The 22,462-nt window shown below is 61.8% G+C and carries 21 protein-coding genes and 1 tRNA gene; 8 read left to right on the plus strand and 14 right to left on the minus strand.

Annotated elements, in window-relative coordinates:
• Positions 1-8: 8 nt before the first annotated feature.
• Entirely contained in the window at positions 9-308 is a 300-nt protein-coding gene (locus AB0O81_RS05850) for a Dabb family protein (RefSeq protein ID WP_363582183.1), read from the minus strand.
• A gap of 132 nt (positions 309-440) precedes the next feature.
• Between AB0O81_RS05850 and AB0O81_RS05855 the strand changes: the two genes are divergently transcribed.
• From AB0O81_RS05855 to AB0O81_RS05870, 4 genes are all read left to right on the plus strand, one after another.
• A complete protein-coding gene (locus AB0O81_RS05855) occupies positions 441-1,109 on the plus strand; it encodes a YqaJ viral recombinase family protein (protein ID WP_363582185.1) in 669 nt (222 codons plus the stop codon).
• Between the two features lie 182 nt (positions 1,110-1,291).
• On the plus strand, positions 1,292-2,998 hold the full coding sequence (locus tag AB0O81_RS05860) for an MDR family MFS transporter (protein WP_363582187.1): 1,707 nt from the start codon (positions 1,292-1,294) through the stop codon (positions 2,996-2,998).
• A gap of 11 nt (positions 2,999-3,009) precedes the next feature.
• Positions 3,010-3,468 (plus strand): MarR family transcriptional regulator, encoded by a 459-nt coding sequence (locus tag AB0O81_RS05865; protein ID WP_363582189.1) that lies wholly within the window; start codon positions 3,010-3,012, stop codon positions 3,466-3,468.
• Positions 3,469-3,604: 136 nt separating this feature from the next.
• A complete protein-coding gene (locus tag AB0O81_RS05870; RefSeq protein ID WP_363582191.1) occupies positions 3,605-4,636 on the plus strand; it encodes an NADP-dependent oxidoreductase in 1,032 nt (343 codons plus the stop codon).
• 15 nt (positions 4,637-4,651) lie between these two features.
• On the opposite strand, the gene AB0O81_RS05875 is transcribed toward AB0O81_RS05870, so the two are convergent.
• The gene (locus AB0O81_RS05875) at positions 4,652-5,545 is read right to left on the minus strand and encodes a LysR family transcriptional regulator ArgP (RefSeq protein ID WP_363582632.1); all 894 of its coding nucleotides are present in this window, start codon (positions 5,543-5,545) and stop codon (positions 4,652-4,654) included.
• Between the two features lie 71 nt (positions 5,546-5,616).
• On the opposite strand from AB0O81_RS05875, the gene AB0O81_RS05880 reads away from it, so the two are divergent.
• Entirely contained in the window at positions 5,617-6,276 is a 660-nt protein-coding gene (locus AB0O81_RS05880) for a LysE/ArgO family amino acid transporter (protein ID WP_363582193.1), read from the plus strand.
• A 37-nt stretch (positions 6,277-6,313) separates the two neighbouring features.
• Here AB0O81_RS05880 and AB0O81_RS05885 read toward each other — a convergent pair whose 3' ends face one another.
• The 11 genes from AB0O81_RS05885 to gabT all read right to left on the minus strand — a co-directional run bounded on the left by AB0O81_RS05885 (position 6,314) and on the right by gabT (position 16,347).
• Complete coding sequence (locus AB0O81_RS05885; RefSeq protein WP_363582195.1) at positions 6,314-6,658, minus strand: DUF1801 domain-containing protein; 345 nt, start codon at positions 6,656-6,658, stop codon at positions 6,314-6,316.
• Between the two features lie 99 nt (positions 6,659-6,757).
• Positions 6,758-7,447 (minus strand): 50S ribosomal protein L1, encoded by a 690-nt coding sequence (rplA, locus tag AB0O81_RS05890; RefSeq protein ID WP_363582197.1) that lies wholly within the window; start codon positions 7,445-7,447, stop codon positions 6,758-6,760.
• Positions 7,448-7,461: 14 nt separating this feature from the next.
• Positions 7,462-7,893: a 50S ribosomal protein L11 gene (gene rplK, locus AB0O81_RS05895; protein WP_363582199.1), complete on the minus strand. Its 432-nt coding sequence runs from the start codon at positions 7,891-7,893 to the stop codon at positions 7,462-7,464.
• Between the two features lie 126 nt (positions 7,894-8,019).
• Positions 8,020-9,048: a transcription termination/antitermination protein NusG gene (gene nusG, locus AB0O81_RS05900; RefSeq protein WP_363582201.1), complete on the minus strand. Its 1,029-nt coding sequence runs from the start codon at positions 9,046-9,048 to the stop codon at positions 8,020-8,022.
• Between the two features lie 83 nt (positions 9,049-9,131).
• Positions 9,132-9,392 (minus strand): preprotein translocase subunit SecE, encoded by a 261-nt coding sequence (gene secE / locus AB0O81_RS05905; protein ID WP_363582203.1) that lies wholly within the window; start codon positions 9,390-9,392, stop codon positions 9,132-9,134.
• A gap of 92 nt (positions 9,393-9,484) precedes the next feature.
• Positions 9,485-9,557, minus strand: a tRNA-Trp gene (locus AB0O81_RS05910).
• Positions 9,558-9,742: 185 nt separating this feature from the next.
• Positions 9,743-11,104 (minus strand): NAD-dependent succinate-semialdehyde dehydrogenase, encoded by a 1,362-nt coding sequence (locus tag AB0O81_RS05915; protein WP_363582205.1) that lies wholly within the window; start codon positions 11,102-11,104, stop codon positions 9,743-9,745.
• A 40-nt stretch (positions 11,105-11,144) separates the two neighbouring features.
• A complete protein-coding gene (locus tag AB0O81_RS05920; RefSeq protein ID WP_363582207.1) occupies positions 11,145-12,704 on the minus strand; it encodes an APC family permease in 1,560 nt (519 codons plus the stop codon).
• Positions 12,701-13,588 (minus strand): universal stress protein, encoded by an 888-nt coding sequence (locus AB0O81_RS05925; RefSeq protein WP_363582209.1) that lies wholly within the window; start codon positions 13,586-13,588, stop codon positions 12,701-12,703. Before AB0O81_RS05925 ends, AB0O81_RS05920 begins: the two co-directional genes overlap by 4 nt.
• On the minus strand, positions 13,585-14,946 hold the full coding sequence (locus AB0O81_RS05930) for an NAD(P)/FAD-dependent oxidoreductase (protein WP_363582211.1): 1,362 nt from the start codon (positions 14,944-14,946) through the stop codon (positions 13,585-13,587). Before AB0O81_RS05930 ends, AB0O81_RS05925 begins: the two co-directional genes overlap by 4 nt.
• A gap of 42 nt (positions 14,947-14,988) precedes the next feature.
• On the minus strand, positions 14,989-16,347 hold the full coding sequence (gene gabT / locus AB0O81_RS05935) for a 4-aminobutyrate--2-oxoglutarate transaminase (RefSeq protein ID WP_363582213.1): 1,359 nt from the start codon (positions 16,345-16,347) through the stop codon (positions 14,989-14,991).
• Between the two features lie 111 nt (positions 16,348-16,458).
• Between gabT and AB0O81_RS05940 the strand changes: the two genes are divergently transcribed.
• Together AB0O81_RS05940 and AB0O81_RS05945 are read left to right on the plus strand one after the other, a co-directional pair.
• A complete protein-coding gene (locus AB0O81_RS05940; protein WP_363582215.1) occupies positions 16,459-17,988 on the plus strand; it encodes a PucR family transcriptional regulator in 1,530 nt (509 codons plus the stop codon).
• An 80-nt stretch (positions 17,989-18,068) separates the two neighbouring features.
• Positions 18,069-19,460, plus strand: coding sequence for an FAD-binding oxidoreductase (locus AB0O81_RS05945; protein WP_363582217.1), 1,392 nt, complete (start codon positions 18,069-18,071; stop codon positions 19,458-19,460).
• Positions 19,461-19,467: 7 nt separating this feature from the next.
• Here the strand turns inward: AB0O81_RS05945 and AB0O81_RS05950 are convergent, their stop codons facing one another.
• Entirely contained in the window at positions 19,468-20,946 is a 1,479-nt protein-coding gene (locus AB0O81_RS05950; protein WP_363582219.1) for a helix-turn-helix domain-containing protein, read from the minus strand.
• Positions 20,947-21,097: 151 nt separating this feature from the next.
• On the opposite strand from AB0O81_RS05950, the gene aceA reads away from it, so the two are divergent.
• Positions 21,098-22,414: an isocitrate lyase gene (gene aceA, locus AB0O81_RS05955; protein WP_363582221.1), complete on the plus strand. Its 1,317-nt coding sequence runs from the start codon at positions 21,098-21,100 to the stop codon at positions 22,412-22,414.
• Positions 22,415-22,462 lie beyond the last annotated feature (48 nt).

Raw genomic sequence — 22,462 nt, forward strand, 5'->3', positions numbered from 1 at the left:
CTGCCAAATCAGGCGATGCCGACGAAGTCGTACTCCTGAAACTCGGCGACCTCGGCGCCCCATCGGTTCGCAACGAATGCGACGTGCTCGGGGTGATTGTTGTAGCCGTCGTACCCATCCTGATCTGCAAAAGTCATTGAGAACTGGTGGGTCAGCGTGCTTTTCGCACTCACCTGTCGTGCGACAGCAAAGTTCTGCACGCCCGGAATCGAGGCGAGGATCCCGGGAGCAGCGTCCAGAAACGCCTGTTCTTCGACCGAGCCCTCGGGGTGCACCAGGCGGAAGACAACGGTGTGCTGAATCGACATGTCTCCATCTTGGCAGGTGACACGACTGGCTGCGAGTGTTGCCGGCGCAAGACTCGACTGCTCCCGGGGTGGATCTTGCTCCAACGAGCGTCGCGGGGGGCTGACCGCGATCAGCGGGGTTACGCTCGAACGGTGAATCCCGAACTTGCCGCGCGAATCGTCGCAGATTCCCGCGATCGGGTGGCGTGGATGAGGGCTCGATCGCGCGGTATCACTGCAACCGATGTGGCGTCTCTCACCTCAGCGAAGTCGATCGCGCGCGCGGCTGACTCCAAGCTCATGGGTTCCGGATTCTCTGGCAACGCTTTCACCGCACATGGCAAGGCACGCGAACCTGAGATCGCCGCGTGGGTGGCGGCGACCCATGGAATCCAGCCGTCATCGGCTCTGTTTCACGCGGTCGTCGAGAAGCGGCACCTCGCGACTCCCGACGGGATAATGGTCGACTCCGCACGTCGTGTCACTCTCGCCGAGATCAAGACGACGAACAAGTCGTGGCGTAGCGTTCCACGCACATACCTTCGTCAGGTCTGGTGGCAACAACACGTACTCGGGGCGGAACGCACCCTCGTCGTTTGGGAAGAGCACAATGACTTCGTGCCGGTGAGCGACGAGCCGCGTTGCGTGTGGATCGATCGCGATGAGCACGAGATCGCGAAACTGGTCAACCTCGCAACATCGCTCATCGACGAGCTCTATCACCGCACCACAGGCGGACGCCCCTCTGTCGTTGCCCCCGCCGCGCCTCGCGATGAGTCACGCCAGCCTTTCCGCTCGCTGGCACTTGCCGACCTGAACTGAACTACGCCGCACCGCTCTGAACTGCACTGCAGTGCACGGCACGGCACGGCAGACGGTCTCGCTCCTGCTCGCGTATTTAGTTGACACCAATCAACGATCTTTATATAGTTGACTCTTCTCAACTATTGACTTAGATCAACCATCTCGCGTCATCGTCGCCGCCCACACCGCGAAGGACTTTTGTGTCAGCATCCACCAGTGCGGCTCACACCGCCGCCACTCCCCCTGTAGACCCTGCTCAGAAGCGCCGAGTTCTTCAGGCACTTATCGGTCTACTCCTGGGCATGTTTGTATCGATGCTCGCGTCGACGGTTGTCTCATCGTCGTTGCCGGTGATCATTCACGACCTTGATGGCAACCAAGTGGCGTTCACCTGGGTGATCACTGCGACTCTTCTGACCACGGCAATCTCGACCCCCATCTGGGGCAAACTCGCCGACCTTTTCAACCGCAAGATCCTCATCCAAACGGCCATTGTCATTTTCGTGCTGGCGACCGCAGCGGCGGGCTTTTCTCAGAGCACCGACATGCTGATCGCATTCCGTGCCGTGCAGGGCATTGGAGCGGGCGGTCTGGCTGCTCTCAGCCAGGTGATTATGGCCGACATCATCAGCCCTCGTGAGCGCGGGCGGTACATGGGATTATTTGGGGCGGTCATGGCGCTCGCAACGGTCGGCGGCCCGCTCCTCGGAGGCGTGATCACAGATACGCTGGGCTGGCGCTGGAACTTCTTTGTTGCCCTGCCCATCGCGGTCGTAGCGTTGATTATTCAGCAGCGCACCCTGCACCTGCCCGTACGCCCGAAGAAGAAGGCGCGCATCGACTACCTCGGCATTGTGCTGCTGTCTACCTCGGTATCGCTACTACTTATCTGGATCACCAACGCTGGCTCGACCTACGACTGGCTCAGCACCGAGACCTTCCTCATGGTGGGCGGCGCAGTACTCGGCGCTGTCGCGTTCGTCATCACGGAACTGCGTTCCAGCGAACCGCTGATTCCACTCTCGCTGTTCCGCAACCGCACCTTCACCCTGTCAGTACTCGCTTCGATCGCTACGGGTATCGCCATGTTCGGCTCGGCCGTTTTTCTCAGCCAGTACATGCAGCTGGCGCGAGGCGCGACGCCTACTGAGGCTGGTCTGATGACGATTCCCATGATGGCGGGGTTGCTCATCTCGTCGACAGTGGTCGGGGGCATCGTCACGAAGTACGGGCACTGGAAGCCTTACCTCATCACAGGCGCCGTTCTGCTCATCGCGGGTTCTTCACTCCTCTCGACCATTCATTACGACACGAACTTCGCGTTGGTCTCGCTCTACATGTTCTTGCTCGGATCGGGCGTCGGCATGACCATGCAGAACCTCGTGCTGGTGGTACAGAACACCGCAAAACCTGAGGAGATGGGCGTCGCCAGCTCAGGCGTCACGTTCTTCCGCAGCCTCGGCGGCACGATCGGCGTATCGGTGATGGGTGCTGCACTGGCTTCGTCGGTCACCACGCTCACGGTCGCAGCAAAGGCAGATATTAGTGCAGCGCTCGCTGCGCTGGGCGAGCCGGGTCTGGCGATCGCAGAGCAGCTGCAGTCCGGAACGATCCCGCAGGTTTCGGCGTTGCCAGAAGGAATCCGCATCATCATTGAAGATATCTACGCGCAGTCGATTGCTCAGTCCTTCCTTATCGCGGTGCCGTTCGCCATCCTGAGCTTGATCGCAATCGCACTGTTGCCGAACCACCCCCTGACACGCATGACTACCAGCGAACGCGTCTTGGCGAGCGAGGCTGATCTGGCAACAGTCTCCACTGCCCAGGGCATGGATGCGCTGCGGGCAACGGGCGACGATCAGGAACTCAATGCCGGCGAGCCCCGCCCTTCGCAGCGCAACGGATAGTGTCGACAGTCATGGACACGTTCGACACCCCAGAGGCGCGCACGGCTGCCGTGCGTGCCCTGGAGACCGAATTCAGCGAGCTCATCTCCGGCTTTCGGCGCGTGCTTTCGGAGAACGCCAACAGGGTAAGCCCCGGCATGTTGCCGGGGGCATACAAAGTTCTCACCACCATCGCGCGGAAGGAACAGGTCACTCTCTCTGCGTTAGCCGACTGTTTGATGGCCGACAAAGGCCAGATCAGCCGCGCGGTGCGCGAACTTGAGTCGTTGCAACTCGTCACCCGCACGCCTGATCCCGATGATGGGCGATCCAGCCTCATCTCAGCCACAGAGTTCGGCGTGGAACGACTGGCCTTCGCACGCGCTCCCCAAGAAGACATGCTCCTCAGAGCGCTTGAAGCGTGGTCGCTCGCAGACATTCAGAATCTCTCCCGCATGTTGCATGCATTGAGCGCAGGCGAAACTCCATAGTTCGCTCGACTCTCGCACGCGACGTTCGCGACACGGTATCACCCGCGTAACACGTGCGAGACATTCACAAGGTTGACTGCTCCTATCACCAATTCACGTGCGGTCGTCGTCGACTGCACACGCGGAAGGAGCCATCATGCGAGCGCGACCTCTGCGAACCGCATCAGCGCAACGCCCCGACACCACCCCGGTCGGTGAAACGCCCGAGATCATGCGCGCCGCTGTCTTCGATTCACCCGGTGACGCGAGCGTGTTGCATATCGACACCTTGGCTGTGCCGAGCCCGGTGATCAGCGAACTACTCGTCAGAGTGCATGCCGCGGGAGTGAATCCGATCGATGCCAAGACTCGCGGCGGCCGAGGGGTCGCAACAGCGATCGGCTCGTTTCCTTCGACGCTCGGTTTCGACTTCAGCGGTACCGTTGTGTCCTCGCCGTACGAATCGCACCCGTTCCCCCCGGGCACGGAGGTGTTCGGCATGACGCACTTTCCCCGTTCTGGCGGAACCTACGCGGAATACGTGGTCGTGCCGACGCTGTCTGTAGCCCGCAAGCCCGCAGCGTTATCGCACGTTGAGGCGGCGGGCGTGCCCTTGGCGGCACTCACTGCGTGGGGCCTCATCGTTGAAACCGCTCACGCGCATGAAGGTCAACGCATTTTGATTCACGCCGGCAGCGGAGGCGTCGGGCACTTCGCGGTGCAGTTCGCGGCCTATTTCGGCGCACATGTCACGGTCACGGGGTCAGACCACAATGCTTCGTGGCTTCGCGAGCTCGGAGCATCTGTCGTCATCGACTACAAGACGACACGCTTTGAAGATGTTGTGGCCGATGTCGATGTCGTCATCGACCTGGTCGGCAACGTCCACGATTCGACAGGCAGTCGCTCGCTTACCGTGCTGCGCCCTGGCGGGCTCTACATCCTCGTGCCCACCGGATCCTGGCCCGAGTACTCCCAAGCAGCGACCGAAGCTGGCGTGCGTTCAACCAGTTTCAAGGTGAACCCTGATGGCGCTGCTCTCGCGACGATCGCACGCTTGCTCGACTCAGGCTCGGTGCGGGTGTACATCGACCAGATCTTTGAACTCACCGATGCCGCTGCCGCGCATCGCGCGATTGAAGAGGGTCACACGCGCGGCAAGATCGTTCTGCACGTCAACGAAGGCTGAGCGCCGAGCACGTTCTTAGAGACCGGGTCTTTCGAGCACCGTGGCGGCTGCCTTGGCGACCGTGTCCGCAATTGCGTCGAGCAGCTCGGACCGCAGATTCCACTGTTGCCAGTACAGCGGCACGTCCACGCAATGATTGTCGAGCTTTACTAGGCTGCCGTCGTTGAGACCTTCCGACGAGTGAAACGCTGGCAACAGGCCCCATCCCAGCCCCAACGTCACGGCGTGCGCGAAGTCGTTCGACGCTGGCACATAGTGCCGCGGCGCAGTTCCTGCGCTCCCACGGGCTCTTAGCCACCGTGTCTGCAGATCATCTCGTCGGTCGAACTCGACCACGGGCGCCACATCGAATGCCGCCGCCGTGGGGCCATCTGGCATCCATCGCGCCATGAACCCTACCGCCGCAACTGCGTCGTAGCGCATGATTCCCAGCGGCATCACTTTGCACCCCGACACCGGTGCGCGCCGCGAGGTCACCGCGCCCATGACCGTGCCCGACTCCAGCAACGAAGCAGTGAAATCCTGGTCGTCGCGGTGCAGATCGAACACGACAGGATGCCGCTCAGCCAGGCGCGCAAGTGGCTGCAAGAACCACGTGCCTAGTGAATCAGCGTTGACCGCGAGTGGAATGCTGACCGGAGCGGAGTCATCACCGACGCCCATCCGGGCAAGCGCGTCGTGCTCGAGAAGTGCGATTTCGCGCGCAAAACGCACCACGGCCGTGCCTGCTTCGGTTGCGCGCGCTGGCTTCGCTCGCACGAGCACGACCCGCCCAAGTTGCGCTTCCAGAGCTTTGATGCGCTGACTGACTGCAGATGGGGTTATGTGTAACAGTCTCGCTGCAGCGTCAAGCGTGCCTTCGTCAACGACCGCCAGAAGCGTCTCGGCCAGTTCCCGTGAAATGTTCATCATTAGCAAGGCTAATGTGCCGTGAGAATCTTTAGCTGGTTTTACTCACGGGGCTCCCGTAGCGTCGTCGTGTGCCCCTCGCCTCGATACTCGCTGGATTCACCCTCGGACTCTCGTTGATCATTGCGATTGGCGCGCAGAATCTGTTCATCCTGCGCCAGGGAGTGCACCGGCAGCATGTTGTGATGGTGGCGGTCATTTGCGCCGTGTCAGATGCGATACTGATCGTGTTTGGCGTCGCAGGCCTTGGCTTCATCATCGAGGCAGCACCCTGGCTCATCGACGCGGTGCGCTGGGCAGGCGCCGCCTTCTTGTTCGCCTACGCCCTCCTCGCCGCTCGGCGCGCATGGCGCCCGAGCAAGACCGGGCTTGACGTCTCGGCCGCTGCGACGGCTTCGGCTCTGTCCTCGGCCACCGGCGCTGTGTTCACCGAAACCAAGACGAAGGCGCTACCCCTCGCGCTCACCTGTCTCGCGCTCACCTGGCTCAACCCGCACGTCTACCTCGACACAGTATTCTTGCTCGGCTCAGTAGCCAGCACGCACGGCGACCTGCGTTGGCTGTTCGCTCTGGGGGCTGTCATTGGCAGCGTTGTGTGGTTCAGCGCTCTGGCCTTCGGCGCACGCTACCTCAGCCGCTGGCTCTCAACTCCACAAGCCTGGCGAATTCTCGATGGAGTGATTGCGGTCGTGATGACGGGTTTGGCGATCAGCCTACTGATTGCGCACTAGCCCGGCGGCGGCTAGCACGCGAGCGTGCTGCGGGGCTTCAACCGTCGATCTGCGCCCGCCGCGTGTGCACCATCGTGCGCACCGCAGCATCAGGGATGGGTTGTTCAGGCTGGAATCGCACGGTGCCCTTGTCACGGTCGAAGCCGACCAACTCATCTGCGGCCGCCGCGATCGCTTCGGGGCTGAACGGATACACCCCGATATGCTTCGCGTTGCGCATCACCGAGATCAGGGACTTGCCTTTGTACACCAAGGCGGGCATACCGTAACCCTTGCCTTGCTCGACGTCAGGAACCAAATCGCGAGCGATGTCGTAGACATGCTCGATCACCGCACGATCACTCTCGGTCTGCTCGGCTAGATAGTCATCAACTGTTCCCATAGCGCCATCATGCCAGCACTTGGCTGGCTGCAACGTTCGGTGCGCACAACAAGAAGGGCCCCACCCGCAGGTGAGGCCCTTCTGAGAAGTCAGTCAGACTCAGATGGAGTTGACGTCCAGCGGGATGCCAGGACCGAAGGTGGTCGAGACAACAGCCTTCTGGATGTAACGGCCCTTCGAGCTCGACGGCTTAAGGCGCACGATCTCTTCGAGTGCCGCGAGAATGTTCTCATCGAGCTGCTCGGCTGAGAACGATGCCTTGCCGACGATGAAGTGCACGTTGGCGTGCTTGTCAACGCGGAACTCGATCTTTCCGCCCTTGATCTCCTCCACGGCCTTGGCCGGGTTGGGAGTCACGGTGCCGGTCTTCGGGTTCGGCATGAGGCCGCGGGGGCCGAGCACCTTACCGAGACGACCAACCTGGCCCATGAGCTCAGGAGTCGACACCGCGGAGTCGAACGACGTGTAGCCCTCGGACACCTTCTGGATGAGTTCAGCGCCACCGACCTCGTCTGCGCCTGCGGCGAGAGCGGCCTCAGCGGCCGGGCCCGTCGCGAAGACGATGACACGAGCGGTCTTACCGGTACCGTGCGGCAGGATGACAGTGCCGCGCACCATCTGGTCTGCCTTGCGCGGGTCAACGGCAAGCTTCAGCGCAACCTCAACGGTCGAGTCGAACTTTGCGGAGCCGGTTTCCTTAGCCAGAGTGACAGCTTCGGTCGGCGTGTAGAACTTGTCTGCCTCGATCTTGGCAGCTGCGGCCTTGAAGGCCTTTGACTTGGTAGCCATGATGTTTATTCCCCTCAGTCCTCAACCGTGATGCCCATGGAGCGGGCGGTGCCGGCGATGATCTTCGAGGCAGCCTCGATGTCGTTTGCGTTCAGGTCCGGCTCTTTGGCTTCTGCGATTTCGCGAACCTGAGCCTTGGTGAGCTTGCCAACCTTGACCGTGTGAGGCGTTGCTGAACCCTTCGCAAGGCCAGCGGCCTTCTTGATGAGCTCTGCTGCCGGCGGGGTCTTGAGAATGAACGTGAAGCTGCGGTCCTCGTAGACGGTGATCTCTACGGGGATGACGTTGCCACGCTGCGCTTCAGTTGCCGCGTTGTACGCCTTGCAGAACTCCATGATGTTGACGCCGTGCTGACCAAGCGCCGGACCAATCGGCGGCGCGGGGTTAGCGGCACCAGCCTTGATCTGGAGTTTGATCAGGCCGGTCACCTTCTTCTTGGGTGCCATTTCCTTTTCCTTTCATCGAGCGGAATTCCGCCAGGCTGCGCCCGGACGAGTTCCGTTCTCCCGCACGCTCGGCATCTCCGAGCCGCGGTTTTCCCGGCGATCCCGGGAAGTCTTAGTGGTGATGTATTAGAGCTTCGTGACCTGGTCGAACGAGAGCTCGACCGGAGTCTCACGCTCGAATAGCGATACGAGAACCGTGAGCTTGCCACTCTCGGGCTTGATTTCGCTGATTGTTCCAGGAAGACCCGCGAACGAGCCCTCTTTGATCGTGATCGTCTCGCCAACTTCGAAATCGACCTCTGCGGGGATACTGCGCGCGACGGGCTGGTTGCCCTTGGTCGCACCGGTCTTTGCCGGAGCAACCTCTTTGATCTCCACGAGGCTCTTCAACATGTTGAATGATTCTTCGAATCGCAGCGGCGTCGGGTTGTGAGCGTTGCCCACGAAGCCGGTCACACCGGGGGTGTGACGCACGACCGACCAGGTGTCTTCGTTGAGCTCCATGCGGACGAGAACATATCCCGGGATACGGACACGCGTGACCATCTTGCGCTGGCCATTCTTGATCTCGACGACGTCCTCCATCGGGACCTCGATCTGGTAGATGTCTTCTTCTACCTCAAGCGTCGATTTACGCTGCTCGATGTTCGCTTTCACCTTGCGCTCAAAGCCGGCGTAGGAGTGGATGACGTACCACTTGCCCTCGAGCGCGCGCAGTTCTGCGCGGAACACGTCGTAGGGGTCTTCTTCGCCGTCATCGTCAGACTCAGCTTCGGCAACGCCTTCGTCACCGTTTACATCTGGTCCGTCGTAGGCGGCGACCTCGTCAGCGGCTTCAGCGGCGTCTTCTTCTGCCTCTTCAGCAGCCGAGTCGTTCAGCACCTCAGCGGCAGCTTCAACCTCAGCGGTCTCGTCAATTTCGAGAGCGTCATTCACGATTGCGTCTGCTTCCGGGTCGTTCACTTCGACGTCATCCATTTCGGACTCGTTTGAGTTGTCGCCATCTTCGTCAACAATGTGAATTGCGACGTGCTCGGCCGACGTGCTTGCGCGCTCTTCTTCAGCGAGAACGTTGCCTTCTTGGGCTTCGTCGTCTTCCGAGGACTGCTCTGCAGCGGTCGCCCAGTCGGCGTCGTCGACATATCTTTCAGACACTTGGGATTCTCTTCCGTTTCGTCGCGGGGGTGTAATCCAACCGCGTCGCCACTTGGTGATTCAGGGACGTAGGTAATTCAGGTTTAGGACGGGACGCCGAACACGTATTGCGCCATCAAGACGAACACGAAGTCGAGTCCGTAGACGATTGCCATCATGACGACAACAAAGCCCAGTACGACTGCCGTGTACTTCAGGAGCTCTTGACGGGTCGGGGTGACGACCTTGCGAAGCTCGGCGAAGACCTGGCGGATGAAAAGAGCAAAGCGTGTGAAGACGTTGGACTTCTTCTCACGAGTGCCGCCTGAAGCGACGACTTCACCCTTCGGTTCGTCCTGAGCCATCGATGTCACCTGATTACTTTCCGCGCCTCGACATTTGCCGAACCACTGTGTTGTCAACCGTTGACACCGTACTGTCAACGTTTGCTGACGCGCAGGGCGGACAGGAATCGAACCTGCAACCTGCGGTTTTGGAGACCGCTGCTCTGCCAATTGAGCTACCGCCCTAGAAGCTCTAAAGCCTCGAGGCCCGCAAACTTCTGCCGCACTTTGTGAGAGCTGGAGTGCCACCCATTACAGGGCACGGCGAAAGAATGCAGATTTGTACTGCACGTTCAAGTGTACGGCATGCCCTCGCAGGCCGCGAACCAGTCCAGCGCCGTATGCGGCGCCGACCTGGTTCGCGATCCGTTTCACACGGCGGTGCGAATGAGCTTCTTGTTGACGAACTCGTCTGCGGCCAGCAAGCCCATTTCGCGCGACGTGCCAGAGCGCTTGACGCCTCCGAACGGGAGAGCAGGCTCATCGGCAAGAACGCAGTTGATGTAGACCATGCCGGCGTCGATCTGATCAGCGATACGCGTCGCCTGCGCGGAATCCGTCGTGAAGATGTATGAGCCCAAGCCGAAGCTTGTGTCGTTGGCGATCTCGACAGCTTCTTCTTCGCTGGTGACGCGGTACACAACGCCCACGGGACCGAAGAACTCCTCGCGGTACGCATCCATATCGCTGGTGACGCCGGTCAGCACCGTGCCGGGATAGAAGGCCCCGTCACGAACGCCTCCGGTCACCAGCGTCGCGCCCTGCGCGACCGCGTTATCAACCTGCGCCGCCAATCGCTCGGCCGCGGCGAGCGACGAGAGCGGCCCGAGCACGGTGTCTTCGGCAAACGGGTCTCCGACCTTTGCCGCATCCATCGCAGCGGTGAACTTCTCGACGAACCCTTCATAGAGGTCGTCAGCCACGATGAAACGCTTCGCGGCGTTGCAGGACTGGCCGTTGTTGTCGAGACGCGCATCGATACCGGCCTGCACCGCAGCATCCAGATCATCGGTCGACAGCAAAATGAACGGGTCAGATCCGCCAAGTTCGAGGGCGACCTTCTTCAAGTGGCGCCCCGCCAATTCGGCCACCGCCGACCCGGCACGCTCGGAACCGGTGACAGATACGCCCTGCACGCGTCGATCCGCGATGACCGTCGCGGCTTGGTCGTTCGTGGCGAGGATGTTGACGTACACACCTGCGAGGCCCGCATCGCGGTAGATCTTCTCAATCGCTTCTGCCGACTCGGGGCACTGCGGGGCGTGCTTGAGCAGGATCGTGTTGCCCACGACGATGTTGGGAGCTGCGAAACGCGCGACTTGGTAGTAGGGGAAGTTCCACGGCATGATCCCCAGCAGCACACCAATCGGCGAGCGTCTGATGATCGCCTCTCCCTCACCCTCGATATCGAGCGGCTGGTCACCGGTGATCTTGTCGACATGGTCGGCGTAGTACTCGGTGATATCAGCGGCAAAGTCGACCTCCCCGAGCGCTGCTTCTAAGGGCTTGCCCATTTCACGCACAATGATGTCGGCAAGCTCGTCGCGGCGCTCACGGTGAAGTTCCGCGACCCGACGGATTCCTGCAGCACGCTCGGTCGGCGAGACTGTGCGCCATGTGCGATACGTCGAATCGGTCGTCGCGATGGCCTCTGCGAGCGCCTCGTCGGTGATCGTCGGGTAGGTGGACAGCGTCTCGCCGGTGGCGGGATTGATGACGGCGTAGTCAGCCATGAGTGTTCTCTCCGATCAGAAGGATGGGTTAAGTCTGCCGTTATCGCTTCGCGCGACGAAGGCTTGGCGGGGATTCGAGCGAAAGTGTCTCACCACGGAAGAATGCCGGACGCTTGATCGCCTGCCAGATCATGACGATCACTCCCAGGAGAATGACCCCCATGCCGAGTACGAAGACAAGCCCCACGCCAGCGATGTTCGAACCGCTGCCATAGTCCGGGTCCATGCTGTCGACGAGCGTGATGACAAACAAGGCTGCCAAGATCGCTCCGCCCACGAGAGGAAACAACAGCGTGAAGAAGAGGTTCCGTGTGCTGTCAAGCCACTGCCTGCGGAAATACCAGACGCAGGCAAACGCGGTGATTCCATAGTAGAAACAGATCATCATTCCCAGCGCTGTGATGGTGTCCCACAGCACGTTTTCGCTGATGAGCCTCATGACCGTGTAGAAGACCGATGCGACTATCGCCGACACAACCGTGGCATATCCGGGCGTGAAGAAACGCGGGCTGATCTGAGCAAACTTCTTGGGCAGCGCTCCGTAATGCCCCATGGCGAGCAAGGTGCGCGCTGGGCCCACGAAAGTGGATTGGAGCGAGGATGCTGAGCTCGTCAACACCGCGAGTGATACCAGGAACGCCATCGGGCCGAGCACGGGTCCAGACAGGTAGAAGAAGACGTTGTCTTGAATATCGGGGTTGCCAAGCCCGAGGCCTTCTGCTCCGGTGCCGGCGAACATCAGCAGAGCGACCGCGATCAGCAGATAGAGCACAACGATGGTGATCACCGTCAGCGTCGCGGCTCTGCCAGGCGTCTTTTCGGGATCTTTCGTTTCTTCGTTCATGGTGAGCGTGACATCCCACCCCCAGAAGATGAAGATCGATAGTGACAACCCGGCCACCACCGCTGTCACAGAGCCGACAGCGAAGGGGTTGAACCACGAGAGTTCAGGAAGGCTGGCATCGAAGGCATTGCCCTGTGCAACTTGCACGAGTGCGGTGATCGAGAAGATCAGCAGCACAGCAACCTGGAAGGTCACGAGCACGTACTGCAACTTTTGCGTCGTCTGCATATCGCGATACGACACCAATGTCGCAGCAAGCATGAATAGCAAACACACCGCGACGTTGATGAAGGGGTTGAATGCCAGCGCGGCGATTGTGCCGGGACTTCCCGCAATCTGGTCAATGAGCAGGAAAAGAAACTCGACCGCGATGCCGGCCAAATTCGACAACACAAGGATGGTGGCTGCAACCAGTCCCCACCCTGCCATCCATCCGATCCACGGACCGAAAGCCCGCGACGCCCAGGTGAACGATGTTCCACTGTCTGGCATCGCGCGGTTGAGTTCCCGGTAGCCGAACGCGACAAGAAGCATCGGGATGAAGCCGACGAGAATGATGGCCGGAACCTGAAAGCCGACTTCAGACACGGTAGGGCCGAGTGCCGCCGTGAGCGTATAGGCAGGTGCGATGCACGAGATGCCGATCACGACCGCGCCAAGCAGTCCGATCGTGCCGGCGCTCAGGCCCTTCTGTGACAGGCCACCGGTGGCGACGGCATCTGTCTTCGGCACTGACGCCTCTGAGGGAGCACTCATTGCTGCCCGCTTTCTGTGGAGCGCGTACGCGGAACCACGACCATGGGTACCGGCAACTCGTGCAGCATTTTCGCTGCGGTTGAACCGAGGAAGAGTCGACGTGGCTGCGCCAAGCGGCTAGAGCCGACCACCGCGAGTTCACCAGGCTCCCAGCCGAGGTGCGAGACAGCGTCTTCGATGCTGTCACCGCGAGCGACAATAACTTCAGCATCGATGTCGTCGGGCAACGCAGCCAACGCCTGCGTGAGCACGTCGTCGGCGTGCGCGGCCCCGGCGATGCGGATGACGCCCGTGTTCACTGACGCAGGGAGGTCGACCGAAACCAGTGAGATCAAACGCAGTTCGGCGCCGGTCGCCACGGCGAGCGCAATACTCTCCTGCAAGAGCGCGTCTGCGCCCGGGCGCGTTCCGACAGCGGCGGTAATCCTGCTGATGCCGGCACTGGCCTCGGTGCGCCTGGCCCCCTCTGGCGCCAGCACGACGGGAATGTTTGACGAGTGTAGAAGCTCATCTGCGACAGTGCCCAGTCGATGGCGACCGCGAAGACCGCCGTTGGCTGCGCCGACGACGATGTACGACGCTTCAAAATCGGCCGCCGCGGTCACCAGACCCTCGGCGAACGAATCTGCGTATCGCACGTGCGTGCGCGCGTCGATGCCCTCGGGCACCTGTTCAGCTGCCTGGCTCAGCCACGCTGAGGCTTGATCGCGCAAGTAGCGGTCGTAGGCGGCATCTGGAGGTGTGATTACGCTGCGACCATCAGCCGGCAGCACCACGACCAGGTCAACTGCGCCTGCGGATGCGTGAGCCAAACGAGCACCCAGTGCTACCGCATCGGCCCCGGCACTCGTCGCGGTATAGCCCACGACGATACGTGCGGTCATGAATGCGCCGCCGCAACGATGTTCGCTGCGACCAGACGCCCCATGCGAATCGCTCCGTCAACGTGCTGGTAGCCAGCACCGGCCATGTCACTGCAGGCGAAATAGATGGGACCCACCGGCGTGCGCAGATCTGCTCCGTAGCGAGCAAGCCCACCCAAGTCGAAGCTCGCCGCGTAGGCTCCGCGAGTCCATTCTTCGGCCCCCCAGTCGCTTTCGAAGTAGACCAGCGGCTCTTTCGCCTGCGGTCCGTAGTAGTTGGCCAGTGAGGCGAGAATTCGCTCTTTGCGCTCCTCAGCAGACACGCGGAAAAGGTCATCGGCATTGCGATCCGAGACGAATCCCACCAGCGTGCCGCGCTCGTCACCATGGTTGGTGTTGTCGTAAGCCTCGTGCGAAATTTCGTACGGGCTGAAGGCGGTGCCCGAAAGTCCATCTTCTCGCCAGAACGGTCGGTCGTACACCGCGTGAACCTTGATCACAAACCCCATTGAGATGTGTTGGTGCATCTGCTGCTTGAGACGCGGCAGCGGCGGGCTGAAGTCGATCCACGGATACAGAATCGGGGCGTGAGCGAGGATGACGAAGCGCGCGTGCACGGTCATATCACCGTCGGTGATGACGGTCACGCCGTCATCGTGCCACTGCACCGTGTGCACTGGTTGCCCAAGAAAGACGTCATCGCCCAGTCGCTCCGCGAGCAGCAACGGCACTTGCTGAAGACCACCGACAACTCGCTCGTCCAAGATGTAGTCCGCATCGACGAGGTTTGAGAAACTGCCCGCGCTCGCCGCCATCAGCAGCGCCTGCAGGGCAGAGAAGGCGTAAGCCGGTTTGGTGAGCATCGCCCCCGCGATAAAGAGCGCGATGTTGTCTCGCGCCTCTTGATCTTCAGTCTCTTCTTCCAGCCAAGCTTCAAATGAGATGCGGTCAAGCGCCTCTGCATCTGGGTGTTCCCAAGGCTTGTCGGGATCGATGAGCGCCACCATCGCGTCGAGTTTCTCGATAAGTCGAACGAGCTCCTTCTCGGTGGTCTCAGGCACCGGAAAGATCTCTCCCGTGAAACGGGTGAGGTCGCCGGTCGCGTTGATATAGACCGAGTCCCCCTCGCGATAGCGACGATAGGTTTCGAGCCCGAGCTCCTCGATCGTCTCTTTGAGCGCTTCTTGGTCAGGCGATACCCACTGTCCGCCGACTTCGAGCATCGCTCCGTCGACGACGTCGGTCCATAGCCGACCGCCCACGCGGTCTCGCGCTTCAAGAACAGCGACCGACAGACCGGCCTTCTTCAGCTCGTTCGCTGCGGTGGTTCCGGCGGCGCCGGCACCAACGATGACGACGTCTCTCGTGATCTCAGTCATCTCACTCCTGTGTAATCGTGTTGGCGCGCGAAAGCGGCCAGGTCAAGCTGCGGCGAGAGCTGCAGCGACGACGTCGAGTCCCTCGTTGAGCAGCGTGTCAGAGATCGAAAGCGGCGGCAGGAAGCGAATGACGTTTCCGTAGGTACCGCACGTCAGGACGATGACGCCTTCGGCGATGCACGCTTTCGCCACGGCCGCGGTAAGGGCTGCATCCGGATCGCCCGTGGCAGCATCTACGAACTCGGCGGCAATCATCGCGCCGTGGCCACGGATGTCGCCGATGCGGGCGTCTCGGGACTGCATGTCGGTCAGGCGTGAGATCAGGATGCTGCCGATCTCACGCGCCCGCTCAATTACGCCGTCGTTCTCGAAAACATCGATCGCAGCGATGGCTGCGGCGCAGGCGATGGGGTTTCCTCCGTAGGTGCCGCCGAGACCGCCGGTGTGCGACGCATCCATGATCTCGGCACGGCCGGTCACGGCGGCCAGCGGAAGCCCACCCGCGATTCCCTTCGCCGTGGTGATGAGATCAGGCACGATCCCCAGGAGCTCACTGGCGAACATGGCACCGGTACGAGCGAAGCCGGTCTGAATTTCGTCGGCGATGAAGACGACGTTGTTCGCGCGCGCCCATTCAACAAGTGCCGGCAGGAAGCCCTCTGCGGGGACGATGAACCCGCCTTCGCCCTGAATGGGTTCGATGATGATCGCCGCAAGGTTGTCAGCGCCTACCTGCTTCTCAATGATCGATATCGCGTTCTTGGCAGCAGCTGCGCCGCTGAGGCCGTCGCGATAGGGATACGACATCGGGGCGCGGTAGATCTCTGAGGCGAACGGTCCGAAGCCGCTCTTGTAGGGCATCGATTTTGCGGTGAGACCCATGGTGAGGTTGGTGCGCCCGTGATAGCCGTGGTCGAATGCGACGATGGCCTGCTTCTTGGTGAATTTGCGGGCCACCTTGATGGCGTTCTCGACGGCTTCCGCCCCGGAATTGAACAGCGCGCTCTTCTTTTGGTGGTCGCCTGGAGTGATGCGGTTGAGCGCTTCGGCAACTTCGACATAGGACTCGTAGGGCGCAACCATAAAGCAGGTGTGGGTGAACTGGGCAACCTGTTCTTGCACCGCCGCGACAACTTTGGGGTGTGCGTTGCCAATGCTGGTCACCGCAATGCCCGATCCGAGGTCGATCAGCGAGTTGCCGTCGGCATCGACAATGACTCCCCCGCCAGCGGCAACGGTGTGCACGGCGGCTGTGTGTCCGACTCCCGCTGCGACCGCGGCGGCTTTGCGTGCGATCAGCTCTTGAGAGCGAGGGCCCGGAATGCTGGTGATGAGGCGGCGCTCCTGCGGCAGGGAGGGGCCACCGAGGGGAACGTGAGTGAAGGTTTCGGTTGCGCTCATAGTGGCGAGCGTAGGGCGCGCGCCACGCGCATTGCACCTGCCCTCATGTACATTGTGCATACCTTGTTGTACCTGTCGTACACGAGGACCGCTTGCGTATTCAGGAGCATCATGGCCGCCGCCCCCGAGACCCCTACGCTTCGCGCATTGCTCAGTCGCCAGGATCTTCAGCTGAAGCTCGATGACGCGAGCGCGCGCCACAGCAGGATGCTGGACCGCGCGGTGCGATGGGTGCACAACTCAGACCTCGCTGACCCCACGCCATTCTTGTCAGAGGGCGTGGTGTTGCTCACGACGGGCACCCAATTCGCTGAGGGTGTCGACAGCGACGCCGACGTTCGCGCGTACGTGCTGCGTCTCAAGGAGCGTGGCGTGGTCGGACTGGGTTTCGGCACCGAAGTGGTGCGCGACGGCATCCCGCCGCAGTTGGTCAGCGCATGCCGCGAGACAGAAACGCCACTGTTCGAAGTGCCGTATCGCACCCCCTTCATCGCCGTCGCACGCGCGAACGCCGAAGCGATTGCCGCGGCGTCGTATGCGCGAAGAAGTTGGGCGTTGGCCGCACAACGCGCCATTGCGCTTGCCGCGCTGAGAGCCGACGGCCTGGGCGCCACGGTGGCAGAGCTTGCCCGCCAGCTTGACACCTGGGTGGGATTGTTCGACGCCGCTGGCGAGCTTTCTCGCGAGCACCCTGCCGGTGCGCTCGACGCGCCCACGGCTGACTCGCTTCGATCCGAGGTGATTGCGGTGTTGCATCGCGGGGCTCGTGCGGGGTCCTCCTTGCCGATCGGCGACACTGCCTTCTCGCTGCAGACGCTCGGCAGAGGTGGGCATCTGCGCGGTGTGATCGCGATCGCCGCGGGTGACCTCGACCAAGAAGGACGCCGGCTTGTGACATCGGTGATCGCGATGGCTGGGCTGGCTCTTGAGCAACAACAGGGCCTCAGCAAGGCGCGCAACTCGTTGCGGGCCGGGCTCGCTCAATCTCTGCTTGGCGATGACCCGTCTCTCGCTCGACGAATCTCAAAAGACCTATGGGGCCCGCTGCCGGCCGCGCCGGTGGTTCTCGCCGTCACCGACCTTGCCTCAGCCCGCGTCGATGCTGTCTCTGAGCGCCTGGAGCTGCGTGCAGAAGAACGCCGCGGTTCGGTGTTCTTCGGGCGCACCGATGACGGGCTCGTCATGATCGCTCCTGCCGCCGACCGCGCGCCCATTGTCGAGGTCGCCGAGCTTTTCGGACTTCGCGTGGGGGTGTCTGAGCCGACTACCTACGAGCACATCTCCTTGGCGATTGGACAAGCACGCCTCGCACGCGATCGCGGATTGACCGGCATAAGCAACTTCGCAGACGTCGCTCATGGCGGAGTGTTCTCAGCGCTCACTGATGACGCGCGCAGCCTCGCCCGCGCTGAACTGGCACCGCTAAGCGACTACGACGCCCAAAATGGCACCGAACTCGTCGAGATGGTGCGTATATGGCTCGACAATGATTGCTCGCACGAAGCCTCAGCGCGTGCCCTTGGTGTTCACCGCCACACGGTGCGCACGCGATTGGCGCTCACCGAGAAGCTGCTCGGGCGAGACCTATCGTCGTTCGCGACCCGCGCCGAACTGTGGGCGGCACTTCGCGTCGCCCGGTAGCCAGACACGGTGACGCTTTCGTTCCCAATTCGCGACAGCTTGGCGGCGTCGAGCCCGCCGCACTGCGAGAAGATGATCGGGTGAGTGAAGACAGCGCGACAGTAAACGGCGACGTCTCTTGGTGGTGGCGTGATGCGGGTGGGTTGCCGACGGTGCGACACGCTCTACCTGGATCGATTGACGTTGACGTAGCTATCGTCGGGGGCGGCTACACCGGACTGTGGACGGCGTACTACCTGAAGAAAGCTCAACCAGATCTGCGTGTTGCAGTGCTGGAGCAGCGCTTCGCGGGTTTCGGGGCGTCGGGCCGCAACGGCGGCTGGCTCACCAACTCGGTGACCGGAGGGCGTGCCCGGTACGTCGACACACATGGGCGTGATGCTGCGATTGCTCAGCAACGCGCACTCAACGAGTCGGTCGACGAAGTAATCGCCGTCACCGCACACGAGGGCATCGATGCCGACATCATCAAGGGCGGTGAGTTCGAGGTGGCCCGCACGCCCGCGCAACTGGCGAGGTTGGAGGCCTCTGCCGCGCACGAGCAAGCGTGGCCCCACACCGATCTTGAATTATTGGATGCTGCCGCAGCCGCAAGGCGAATCTCTGTCGAGGGTGCGCTCGGCGCCACGTGGCACCCACACTGCGCCCGCGTGCACCCGGTCAAGCTGGTGAGCGGCCTTGCCGCTGCGGTCGAACGCCTCGGTGTGGCTATCTACGAGAACACTCTGGTGTCAGAAATCAGCCCTGGCCACGCGGTCACCGACCGTGGAACGGTGCGCGCCTCGCATGTATTGCGCGCGACCGAGGGCTTTACCCCTGATCTAAAAGGCGAGCACCGAACCTGGCTCCCCATGAACTCGTCGATGATCGCGACCGCTCCCCTACCCGCGTCAGCGTGGGATGCGATCGGCTGGAACGGTCGTGAAACTCTCGGCGATTTCGCTCACGTGTATATGTACGCCCAGCGCACGGCCGACGATCGCATAGCCTTCGGCGGTCGAGGGGTGCCGTACCGCTACGGTTCACGCGTCGACACCGACGGAGCTACCCAGCAACGCACGATCTCCTCCCTAACCGCGTTGTTGCACAGCTTCTTTCCCGCGGCGGCGGACGTACCGATCGATCACGCTTGGGCGGGAGTGCTTGGTGTGCCGCGAGACTGGGCGGCCACCGTGGGGATGGACCGCACGACCGGATTGGGCTGGGCGGGCGGCTATGTCGGCACGGGAGTGACAGCGACCAATCTTGCCGGGCGCACTCTCGCTGATCTTGTTCTCGGCAACGACTCCGAACTTGTTCGCTTGCCGTGGGTGGATCACCGGGCGAAGCGGTGGGAGGTCGAGCCCTTGCGCTGGCTTGCGGTGAATGCGATCTACACCGCCTATCACGCGGCCGACCGCACTGAAGCATCCAACTCCTCGACGCGGACGGCGTGGCCCGCAAACATCGCCGGGTGGATAGCTGGTCGCTGAACAAGCATCAGCCTGGTGCGTGAGCTTGGAGGAACTCGTATACGTCGGTCGTGTCGACCCCCGGAAAGGCACCGGTCGGCAGCGTAGCGAGAAGCGTGCGGGGCGTACGGACGTTCGGCCATGAGTGCTCCCGCCACGCGAGCTCAAGATCTGCCGGAGCCCGACGACAACACGTCTCGACGGAGTGCTTGGAAACCCCTCGGTTTGTCGTGTCTCGCCCCAAAAACCACTTAGTGTCGTCGAAACGCACGCCGACGCTGACCGAGTGTGCGCCCTCGCTGGAGAGCTCGACTCGCGCTGTGCACCAGTACGTTCCGTTGCCCGTATCGGTGTACTGGTAGTACGGATTGAAGTGATCATCCACATCGAACACCACACGAGACGTCCACTTGCGACAACACATCTGGCCTTCGATTGCGCCTAGACGATCAGTGGGAAAGTTCACGTCGTCGTTCTCATAGGCCTTGGTGATCGTGCCCGACTCATGCACCTTGAGAAAGTGCACGGGAATGTCGAGGTGACGCGTCGCAAGGTTCGTGAAGCGGTGCGCTGCGGTCTCGTACGAAACCGAATAGGCGTCGCGAAGGTCTTCGATAGAGATGGCACGGTCGTTCTTGGCTGCCACGAGAGCGGGCACCACGTGCGCTTCGGGAATCATCAGCGCACCAGTGAGGTAGTTCGTCTCCACTCGCTGACGCAAGAACTCCGCGTAGCTCTTGGGCTCCTGATGCCCGAGAATCCGGCTCGAGAGCGATTGCAACACGGCTGTACGGGGGTCTCCCTTGGTGGCCAGCCTGCTTGACAGATATAACCGACCGTTCTTGATGTCTGCGACGCTGCGGGTAGTCTGCGGCAGATCTGGCACATAGTGCAGCGTGAAACCAAGATGCGCCGCAATGTCGCTCGCCGTGCGCTGTGTCAGGGGGCCACCGGGGTGATCGACTGCATCCAGTACACGTCTGGCGTGCTGCTCGAGATCTTCGAAGTAGTTGCTCTGGGTGCGCATCAGCTTGCGCAACGCCACGTTGGCGCGACGAGCCTCCTCGGGCGTCGCCGCGCGTTCGTCGCGCAGCCGTTCGATCTCTCCCTGCAGCGACAGCATGGCTTTCAGCGCGTCGGTGGGAACCGACTTGGCGATGCGAAACGGGTCGATGCCGAGCGCTTGAAAGGTCTGGCCGCGCATCGCACGCTCAAGCGCGATCTCCAGAGTCGCGCGCTCATCCAACGGTTCCGACTCCAGGAGTGCATCCAGAGAGGATCCCAAGGCACGCGCGATCGCCTGCAACAGCGTGAGCTTCGGTTCGCGTTTGCCGTTCTCGATCATCGAGAGCTGGCTGGGAACGCGATCAACCGCCGCGGCGAGCTCGTCGAGTGTCATGCCTCGGTCTGTGCGCAATTGCCGAATTCGTCGGCCGATAGTGAGTGAGTCCACTTCATCATCGTCGGGCAGATCAGTCACCGGTTCACGGCCCAGAGTCGTCGTCATACGTCAATTCTGTCACGAAATGAGAATTTTCTCTAAACTTCACACCCATTTTGGCCGGAGAAGGGCAGGAAGTTCACTGCAGAGTGGAGGTACGACAACCGCAGAGGCCGAAAGCCGAAGCATCCAATTGATCCAACGCAGGAGAACCGCCATGACGATCCAAGCCACCCCCGGCCAGCCGCCGCTTCGTGCAGGCGACCAGACGCAGACCGCTGCCGAGCTTCAGGAGATCTGGGACACCGATCCTCGTTGGCAGGGCATTGAGCGCACCTACTCGGCAGAAGATGTCGTCGCGCTGCGCGGATCCGTCCGTGAAGAGTCGACGCTCGCGCAGCGCGGCGCGGAGAACCTCTGGAACCTCTTGCACACTGAGGATTACATTCGGGCCCTCGGTGCATACACCGGCGGTCAGGCAGTGCAGCAGGTTCGTGCGGGGCTGAAAGCGATCTACCTGTCGGGATGGCAGGTAGCCGCCGATGGCAACCTCGCCGGCCAGACTTACCCCGACCAGAGCCTGTACCCAGCCAACTCGGTGCCAGCCGTTGTGCGCCGCATCAACAACGCGCTGATCCGCCAAGACCAGCTCGAGCACGCCGAGGGCGAAATCACCCAGGACTGGTTGGCACCTATCGTCGCTGACGCCGAGGCTGGTTTCGGCGGCCCGTTGAACGCCTACGAACTCGCTCAGTCGCTGATTTCTTCCGGTGCCGCGGGCATCCACTGGGAAGACCAGCTCGCAAGCGAGAAGAAGTGCGGACACTTGGGCGGAAAGGTGCTTGTTCCCACGCAGCAGCACATACGCACCTTGAACGCCGCTCGGCTCGCCGCCGACGTTGCCGGCGTGCCGACGGTCATCATTGCGCGCACCGATGCGCTGGCTGCCGATCTGCTCACGAGCGACGTCGACGAGCGCGACCAGCAGTTCACAACCGGCGAGCGCACGAGCGAGGGCTTCTACCGTGTCAGCCCCGGTCTTGACGCAGTGATCAGCCGCGGGATGGCATTCGCACCCTACGCTGACCTCATCTGGGTAGAGACAGGCGAGCCTGACATCGAGCTTGCTCGCGAGTTCGCCAAGGCGATTCACGCGAAGTACCCGGGCAAACTGCTCGCGTACAACTGCTCGCCGAGCTTCAACTGGAAGCGTCACCTCAACGACGAGCAGATTGCCACCTTCCAGCAAGAGCTCGCCGACCTGGGGTACAAGTTCCAGTTCATCACCCTCGCAGGCTTCCACGCGTTGAACTACTCCATGTTCGACCTTGCCCGCGGCTACGCCGATCGCGCTATGAGCGCATACGTCGAGCTGCAAGAAGCTGAGTTCGACGCCGAGAAGGACGGCTACACCGCTACGAAGCACCAGCGCGAAGCGGGCACCGGCTACTTCGATCGCGTCTCCACCGCGCTCAACCCCGACAGCGCCACCCTCGCCCTGGTCGGTTCGACCGAGGCGCAGCAATTCCACTGATCAAGTGATCGGATGCTGCGGCCACCCAATCCGGGTGGCCGCAGCATC

Source organism: Microbacterium sp. NPDC076911, assembly GCF_040687125.1.
In the GTDB taxonomy this organism is placed as follows: Bacteria; Actinomycetota; Actinomycetes; order Actinomycetales; family Microbacteriaceae; genus Microbacterium.

Bases quoted from the DNA above. Each gene is read 5' to 3' on its own strand.
- AB0O81_RS05850 (WP_363582183.1), bottom strand. From the start codon at position 308: ATGTCGATTCAGCACACCGTTGTCTTCCGCCTGGTGCACCCCGAGGGC.
- AB0O81_RS05865 (WP_363582189.1), top strand. From the start codon at position 3,010: ATGGACACGTTCGACACCCCAGAGGCGCGCACGGCTGCCGTGCGTGCC.
- AB0O81_RS05870 (WP_363582191.1), top strand. From the start codon at position 3,605: ATGCGAGCGCGACCTCTGCGAACCGCATCAGCGCAACGCCCCGACACC.
- AB0O81_RS05875 (WP_363582632.1), bottom strand. From the start codon at position 5,545: ATGAACATTTCACGGGAACTGGCCGAGACGCTTCTGGCGGTCGTTGAC.
- AB0O81_RS05885 (WP_363582195.1), bottom strand. From the start codon at position 6,658: ATGGGAACAGTTGATGACTATCTAGCCGAGCAGACCGAGAGTGATCGT.
- rplA (WP_363582197.1), bottom strand. From the start codon at position 7,447: ATGGCTACCAAGTCAAAGGCCTTCAAGGCCGCAGCTGCCAAGATCGAG.
- rplK (WP_363582199.1), bottom strand. From the start codon at position 7,893: ATGGCACCCAAGAAGAAGGTGACCGGCCTGATCAAACTCCAGATCAAG.
- secE (WP_363582203.1), bottom strand. From the start codon at position 9,392: ATGGCTCAGGACGAACCGAAGGGTGAAGTCGTCGCTTCAGGCGGCACT.
- AB0O81_RS05915 (WP_363582205.1), bottom strand. From the start codon at position 11,104: ATGGCTGACTACGCCGTCATCAATCCCGCCACCGGCGAGACGCTGTCC.
- AB0O81_RS05920 (WP_363582207.1), bottom strand. From the start codon at position 12,704: ATGAGTGCTCCCTCAGAGGCGTCAGTGCCGAAGACAGATGCCGTCGCC.
- AB0O81_RS05925 (WP_363582209.1), bottom strand. From the start codon at position 13,588: ATGACCGCACGTATCGTCGTGGGCTATACCGCGACGAGTGCCGGGGCC.
- AB0O81_RS05930 (WP_363582211.1), bottom strand. From the start codon at position 14,946: ATGACTGAGATCACGAGAGACGTCGTCATCGTTGGTGCCGGCGCCGCC.
- gabT (WP_363582213.1), bottom strand. From the start codon at position 16,347: ATGAGCGCAACCGAAACCTTCACTCACGTTCCCCTCGGTGGCCCCTCC.
- AB0O81_RS05940 (WP_363582215.1), top strand. From the start codon at position 16,459: ATGGCCGCCGCCCCCGAGACCCCTACGCTTCGCGCATTGCTCAGTCGC.
- AB0O81_RS05950 (WP_363582219.1), bottom strand. From the start codon at position 20,946: ATGACGACGACTCTGGGCCGTGAACCGGTGACTGATCTGCCCGACGAT.
- aceA (WP_363582221.1), top strand. From the start codon at position 21,098: ATGACGATCCAAGCCACCCCCGGCCAGCCGCCGCTTCGTGCAGGCGAC.